Raw genomic sequence first — 7,391 nt, forward strand, 5'->3', positions numbered from 1 at the left:
GCTTCGTAAGCCTCCATACATTTTACACAGATGGTTCGCATAAGCCTTTGAGCAACCCCTGCTCTCTCCTTATCCCTTATCTCACCCACCAAGATAATATCCGGGTCTTGACGCAAGAAAGACCTTAAACCAGAAGCAAAATCTAAACCAATTTCTGGTTTGACTTGTTGTTGGTTCACTCCGGTCATAATATACTCTACCGGGTTTTCCACAGTCATTATATTCTTCCTTTCTGAACGAATAGCCGCCAATGTGGAGTAAAGGGTGGTTGTCTTTCCACTCCCTGTAGGTCCGCTGATTAAGATAAATCCCTGGGGCTTACAGATATAATTGCGATAAATTGCAAGGGTTTCTGGATCAAAGAGGAGATTAAGATCCAGGCATAGACCCCTAGGGTCTAAAATTCTCATCACTATCTTCTCTCCAAAGACAGTCGGGGTTACTGAAATACGCAGGTCTACCTCATAACCCCCTATTTTCACTTTGGCTCGTCCATCTTGCGGCAACCGCCTTTCCGTGATATCCATACCTGACATAATCTTTACCCGAGAGACAATACCCCCTCTGAAGGTGTTTACCTGCTGAAGAGACCTTATGAAGAACCCCATCAATCCGATAGCGAATCCAGATACTCTCCTCAAATGGCTCAATATGAATATCAGAGGCACCCATCTTGATGGCTTCAATCAACATATGATTAACCAGGTTGATAGCGGGAACTTCCTCCTTTCCAACCTCTAGTTCAGTTACCTCCTCTTCTCTCTCTAATGTGGGCTTTGCCTCCTTTAGGATGCCCTCTACAATTGCCCCTTTTCCATAATACCTCCCAATCGCCCTTCTAATCTCCCTCTCTGAGGCAAGGACTAGCTTCACCTCATAGCCCATTGCCTTTATCTTTTCTATACCTAAGGTGTCTAATGGATCAGCCACCGCCAAGGTGAGGCTATCCTTTCTTCTCGCAATAGGAAAGATAAGATGGGCTTGTGCTAAGGATTCCGGGATTGCCTCAACTACACTGGAATCAATCCCTACTACCTTAGAAAGGTTAATCTTGGTTATGCCCAGCTTTAAGCTCAAGAAGCCCATCATCTTCTCTTCACTCACTAAACCTGTAGAGACAAGGGCTCTCACTAACGACTCTTTGCTTTGCTTCTTCTTTAGCTTTTTCTAAGCCATCCTGGCTGATAATGCCATCCTTAACCAGGGCTTGTTCTAAATCTTAAATTAGCAATAAAATCTTGAGATTGTATAGGATTATTCCTAATTCGGGTTTGTGAATCTGCTCCTTTATAAATAATTTTCCCCACACGGTTGATATGTTCAATCAAATCAGGGTTATTTATGCTTTCGTAATGAACCACATCAAAAAAATATGGTAAGGGAATTTCTTCGTTAAGCGTGAAGCTTAGATGCTTGACTGTTTCGTCGCTAATATCCTTCCCTTTTATGGCCAGATCAACATCAGACCCTTTTTTATGGCTTCCTTTGGCGCGTGAACCAAATATAACCGCCTGTTCAATCTGAGAAAATCTCTCTAATGCTTTGATAATATTTTCCAGATCACGCTCTTTTAATTCGTTATTCATAATTCTACCTCAGGCTTTAGATGATTATACAATTGTTGCAACATAGGAAAATATGCCTTTTTAATAGTTGAAACAACCTTGTCAGCTGTGCTTTCATCGTATGTATGAGTAGTCAGATTTCTATCTTCTAACGCCTCAATCCAGATCTGCCCATCCTCAATTAGACCTGATTGAAAAGCCTGTTTTATGGCTTCTCTGGGTGTCTGAACATTCCAACCTTGCTCCGATAGATAATCTTTCATCAATTTCCAGGCAAGCTCAAAGGACATTTCATAAAACTGGATTAGTCCCCCTTTTTCTGCTTCAGAGGGATTCTTTATTGCCACTGTCCGTTCTATTAGTAAATATGCCTTTTCAAAATTCTGAAACCGCTGTTTCCAGCGAACATCCTTTTTTTCTATTGTCATCTATTCTTCTCCTTTCACTTTCAACTTTTACTCCGCCTTGAGCTTTTGAATCTCTATTTTCTTCCGAGATCCAAAAATAAGTTCCATCATAGTGATAGCTGTAATACATCTATCTTCCCTTGGGATTTGAGAAATAAATGATAAAGCTTTTCTATATTTTATCACAAAAAGTCTGTAGTGTCAATCTTTGGCAGGGCAATTCCCCTTATTCATCAGGTCTTAGATTCTTACATAATTTATTCCATTAAATAGAACCGTCCCCTTTTTTCTCTTTGCCTATTATGGGAATATTTTACCAAAATCTTTCCCTATTGTCAAAAATTTTGTATGTGTTTAGCTTTGGTGAGAATAAAATTGGGAAATAGGCACTTAAGGCGAGAGAGTTTATTTATTACTTGCTTTCTTTGTGCCTTTGCCCCTTTGTGCCAATGTTAATCTTTTTGAAAAAGCAATCACAAAAAAATAATTATTGCCAAAAACATCAATTTATTTTAAACTTTTTATTTAAAAAATGGCAAGGATTGGTGTATTTGTTTGTCATTGCGGGGTAAATATTTCTGGGGTGGTTGATTGTCCTTCGGTAGCAAGCGAATTGCTCAAAATCCCAGGGGTTGTTTATACAAGGGATTATCAATATATGTGCTCCTTACCTGGACAAGCCTTAATAAAAGGGGCAATAAGGGATTATAAGCTTTCCAGGGTTGTGGTTGCTGCCTGCTCTCCCAGGATGCATGAGGAGACATTTAGGAATTGTATTAAAGAGGCAGGTCTTAATCCATATCTTCTTGAAATGGCGAATATCAGGGAGCAATGCTCTTGGGTTCATACAGATAAGGAAAAAGCAACAAAAAAGGCAATTGAGCTTGTCCAAATGGCTTGTGCAAAGGCAAAGAGAAATATTCCCTTAAGTAAATTAAGAGCCGATGTTTGCAAAAGGGTATTGGTTATTGGCGGTGGAATTGCAGGAATTCAAGCAGCCTTGGATTTAGGAAATGCTGGAATTTCTACAATAATTGTAGAAAGAACATCCACAATTGGAGGAAAGATGGCTCAGCTTGACAAGACATTTCCAACCCTTGATTGCTCTGCCTGTATTCTAACCCCAAAGATGGTTGAGGTCTCAAGGATGAATAATCTCAAAATTTATACATATTCTGAAATTGAAGAAGTCTCTGGCTTTATGGGAAACTTTAAGGTTAAAATAAGAAAAAGAGCAAGATCAATTGATGAAAGCAAATGCACCGGCTGTGGTGGTTGCCTTGAAAAATGCCCGCTAAAGATTCCCTCAGAATTTAATATGGGATTAAGCACAAGGGGTGCAATATACATCCCATTCCCACAGGCTGTCCCAAGAATTCCTGTAATTGATCGAGAAAATTGTCTATATTTCACAAAGAAAAGGTGTGGCTTGTGTAAAAAAGCCTGTGATAGAGATGCAATTAACTATTCTCAGGAAGATGAGATAATCACAGAGGATGTAGGAGCAATCATTGTGGCAACAGGGTTTTCCTTGTTTGACCACAAAGCCTATGGAGAATATGGAGAAGGAAGGTTTAAGGATGTTCTCTCCTCCCTCTCCTTTGAAAGGCTTATAAATGCATCTGGTCCTACAAAAGGACACATAAAAAGGCCATCAGATGGGAAAGAGCCAAAAAGCGTTTGTTTTATTCAGTGTATTGGCTGCAGGGATGAGGCAAAAGGCATTTCATATTGCGGAAGGTTTTGCTGTATGTACACGGCAAAGCAGGCAATTTTATTAAAGGAGCATATTCCCGATTGCAAGGCCTATGTTTTTTATATTGATATAAGGGCAGCTGGCAAGGGATATGAGGAGTTTGTAGAGAAGGCAAGGATAAAATATGGCATTTCATATATCAGGGGAAGGGTATCTAAGATTTATCAAAAAAAGGATAGGCTTGTTTTAAAGGGTGCGGATACATTGGCAGGGATTCCATTGGAGATTGAAGCTGATATGGTTGTTTTGGCAAACGGTGCTATTGCCCAAGCTGATTCCAAAAATCTAGCCCAAATTTTAAAAATACCCTATGATGAATATGGCTTCTTTGCCGAGCTCCATCCAAAGCTAGCACCCTCTGAAACAACCAGCGGAGGCATATTTCTAGCTGGTTCTTGCCAATTCCCAAAGGATATTCCCGATTGTGTGCAATCTGCCGGGGCAGCATCTTCTAAAGCAATCTCCCTTGTTTCAAAGGATTTCCTTGAGATAGAACCAATGATTGCAAGGGTAAATAAAGAGCTTTGTAAAGGTTGCTTTGCTTGTTTAGATGTCTGTGCCTATTCTGCCATTGAAAAGGAAGAGATAAAAGGAAGGATAACTGCAAAAATAAACCCTGCCCTATGCCATGGCTGTGGCTCTTGCCTTTCCATCTGTAGATGCTCTGCCATAAGCCTGGATGGATTTTCCTCTAATGGATTATTCCATCAGCTTGAGAAATCCTGTTGACAGAGGATTATTCCAATGGTATATTTATTTAGTAATGAAAGGGTGAGATAAATTCTAAAAGGAGGTATTATTTATGGCTCTTCTGGCAAGAAAAACAAAAGAACGATTCACCTATGGAGATTATCTGAAATGGTCAGATGAAGAACGGTGGGAACTGATAGATGGGGTAGCTTATGATATGAGCCCCTCTCCTTCAAGAAGGCATCAGGAGGTAGTGGGTAATATATTTACTGAATTCCATAATTATTTAAAAAACAAGCCCTGTGAGGTGTATCTTGCCCCTTTTGATGTCCGATTGCCCAAGGCTGATGAGGCAGAAGAAGAGATAGAAACCGTGGTTCAACCAGATATTGTGGTTGTTTGTGAGCGGAATAAACTTGATGATCGTGGATGTATCGGTGCTCCGGATATCATTATAGAAATCTTATCTCCCTACACTGCCAAAAAAGACCTTATCACCAAATATCATCTATATGAAAGGCATAAAGTCAAACAATATTGGATATTTGACCCAGCCACAGAGGAGGTGGTTATATTTAAACTTAAACAGGATAAGTATGGAGAGCCTGAAGAATATAAAAAACAAGAGAGGATAAAAGTGGACATCTTTGAAGATTTAAAAATAGATTTAAACACCATATTTTCCTCTAGAGAATAAAAAATAAATTTTGTACCTGTTTAAATTGCAAATTGTAAAATGAAAGAGAAATGTTAAATTTTGATGTAGATTCTAATGTCCCCCATGTCCTCCTTTTTCTTCCTCTCCCTCTTTTTCTTCTACTTCCTCTTTCTTCTCTTCTTTATGGGAAGTAGGTTCATGCTTTGCCTTTTCAGCCTCTAACATCTCCTTTATCTTCTTTCTCTCGCTTTCTTTTTTCTTCTTGTATTCCTTTATCCTTTCGCTCTGTTCAAGATAGAGCTTCTTTTCTATAAGGGCCCTTCCCAAAGAGCTATTTGCTCCACCAAAATCTGGGATTAAATAGGAAATCTTTTCTTTTAAGCCAAATTTTCCCTCTCCTACCTCAAGGATTGCCTCTATCCATTCATTGCTCCATTTAAGGCTTGCATTTGGAGAGCGGTAATAGAGAATATATTGTGCTTGGGAGGAAAGGCTTTCTCTGAGAAAAGCATAAAGGTCATTAAGCTCCTTTGAATTCCTTGAAAGCAAATATTTTCCATCTGTTTCCTTTGCTATTTTTTCTAAAATAGGGTCTTTATCTTTCTTATAATCAATAACAAATATAGGAATTGCATTGTTTTTTGCATAATTCTTTAATCTTTTTATTTCCTGTGTCTCTTTCTTAAGGCTTAAGGATGTAATTACAACAACAGCCCTTTTGCTTAAAAGGGAAACAGTGCTATCTATTCCCTTATTTAATGAAGAAAGAAGGGCATCTTCATTAGCATCTTTCTTAAAACTTAAAGATTCAATTGCATCCTTTATTTGTGTCTTATTAAGGGTAAAATCTAAAAAGACATTTGATGTATTTGAGAAAGGAATAATTGATGCACCTTGTAATCCATCCTTAAATTGGGAAACAGAGGAAAGCAAAATGTTCTTTACATTTTTTTGATTTATGTATTTTGAATCCTCAATTACAAAGGCAATACCAAGGTTTTCCTGTTCTTTCAATATCTCATCAACGCCTAATGGATATATAGCCCTGTTTTCCTCTTGGATTCTAAAATTATTATCAAAAAGCCCCGAAATCTCCTGTTTGTCTTTCTTCAGGGTAATTGAAAAAAGAACCATCGGGTAATTTGCAAGGTCTATTCTATTAACAAGGATCTTGGGCAAATTAGAAAGATTGAAAAAAACAGGAATGGTTGAGGAAGTTGGGCAAGATATGTAGATAAACCCAAATTTATTAAGAGCCAGGCCTTCACCTGCAAAATCTGTGTTTATTTTTTTTATAATTTTCCCCTCTTTTGAATAGATAGAAATCCCATCCTTGGTTAGGATATAAATGTTGTTATTATGAATAGATACCCATTTTGGCTTAATAGGGATAGAATTAGTGAGATTTCCTGAGGAATCAAATATTTTAACATTTAAGCGATCAGAGATAAAGATATTTCCATCCTTATCAATAGCAAGGTTGTTGGGAAGATAGAGGTCATCTATTTTGGATATAAATGTAGCCGTGGCTGAAAACTTCTGCATCCTTTGGCTATCAACCACATAGATATATCCAGAGCTATCTACGCTTATTCCTTTGCAACCAATAAATTCACCATCCTTTCTTCCTTTTTTCCCAAATTTTAAAAGGGGCTTACCAGAAGGAGAGAATTTTAAAACACAATTATTTGAATAGGATGTTGCATAGATATTTCCATCCTTATCTACACAAACACCATAGGGATTTTTAACTGATATTCTTAAAAGAAGCCTTCCAAAGGGAGAGAGCTTAAGAATGGTATCATTTCCAAAGCCTGCTACATATAAATTATCAGCATTATCAACATATATCCCGGAGGCTGAGAAAAACCTTCCTTCATCTTGTATATCCCCTTTTATGGTAAAAATTTTGGCGTATTCATCCTTTCCCTTCCCCCAATATCTTTCAATCTTATCCTTTGTATAGGGGTCATCACAAAGCCTTAAATACATCTTGTAGGATTCCTTTGCCAAATCATTCATCCCATATCTAAACAGGCTATTTCCATACCAATACCAACCTAAAGTAAAATCGGGTTTAATTTCTAATGCCTTTTTGTAAAGGGAAATGGCTTCCTTAAAATCTCCCCTTTGATATGACCAGAATCCCTCCTTTACAAACTCCTGCGCCCTTATTTCCCTTATATCCTTTGGATGAATTAAAGTAGCAAATAAAAGGAAAAACAAAATTTGCATAACCTCTATTTTATATTAAATAAAATCAAATAGCAATAATTCAAATAATTTTATAAAATATAAAAATGAATTTTTTATAT

Annotated in this window: 7 protein-coding genes; 2 read left to right on the forward strand and 5 right to left on the reverse strand. The window is 37.6% G+C overall.

All coding sequences use genetic code 11. The annotated features are described in order from the left end of the window. From AB1397_07660 to AB1397_07675, 4 genes are all read right to left on the reverse strand, one after another. On the reverse strand, positions 1-536 hold a 536-nt coding region (locus AB1397_07660), incomplete at its 3' end, for an ATPase, T2SS/T4P/T4SS family (GenBank protein MEW6482848.1). Further along, positions 463-1,131 carry an ATPase, T2SS/T4P/T4SS family gene (locus AB1397_07665; protein ID MEW6482849.1) on the reverse strand — a complete coding sequence of 223 codons (669 nt, stop codon included), beginning with the start codon at positions 1,129-1,131 and terminating at the stop codon, positions 463-465. The genes AB1397_07665 and AB1397_07660, both read right to left, overlap by 74 nt. A gap of 65 nt (positions 1,132-1,196) precedes the next feature. Then, entirely contained in the window at positions 1,197-1,586 is a 390-nt protein-coding gene (locus AB1397_07670; protein ID MEW6482850.1) for a nucleotidyltransferase domain-containing protein, read from the reverse strand. Continuing rightward, complete coding sequence (locus AB1397_07675) at positions 1,583-1,993, reverse strand: nucleotidyltransferase substrate binding protein (protein MEW6482851.1); 411 nt, start codon at positions 1,991-1,993, stop codon at positions 1,583-1,585. Before AB1397_07675 ends, AB1397_07670 begins: the two co-directional genes overlap by 4 nt. Positions 1,994-2,504: 511 nt before the next feature. Between AB1397_07675 and AB1397_07680 the strand changes: the two genes are divergently transcribed. Together AB1397_07680 and AB1397_07685 are read left to right on the forward strand one after the other, a co-directional pair. After that, entirely contained in the window at positions 2,505-4,457 is a 1,953-nt protein-coding gene (locus AB1397_07680) for a CoB--CoM heterodisulfide reductase iron-sulfur subunit A family protein (protein ID MEW6482852.1), read from the forward strand. Between the two features lie 73 nt (positions 4,458-4,530). Next, entirely contained in the window at positions 4,531-5,115 is a 585-nt protein-coding gene (locus AB1397_07685; GenBank protein MEW6482853.1) for a Uma2 family endonuclease, read from the forward strand. A 72-nt stretch (positions 5,116-5,187) separates the two neighbouring features. Here AB1397_07685 and AB1397_07690 read toward each other — a convergent pair whose 3' ends face one another. Beyond that, entirely contained in the window at positions 5,188-7,311 is a 2,124-nt protein-coding gene (locus AB1397_07690) for a VWA domain-containing protein (protein MEW6482854.1), read from the reverse strand. Between the last annotated feature and the right edge of the window lie 80 nt (positions 7,312-7,391).

It is taken from the genome of bacterium (assembly GCA_040756715.1).
Lineage (GTDB): Bacteria > UBA9089 > UBA9088 > UBA9088 > UBA9088 > JBFLYE01.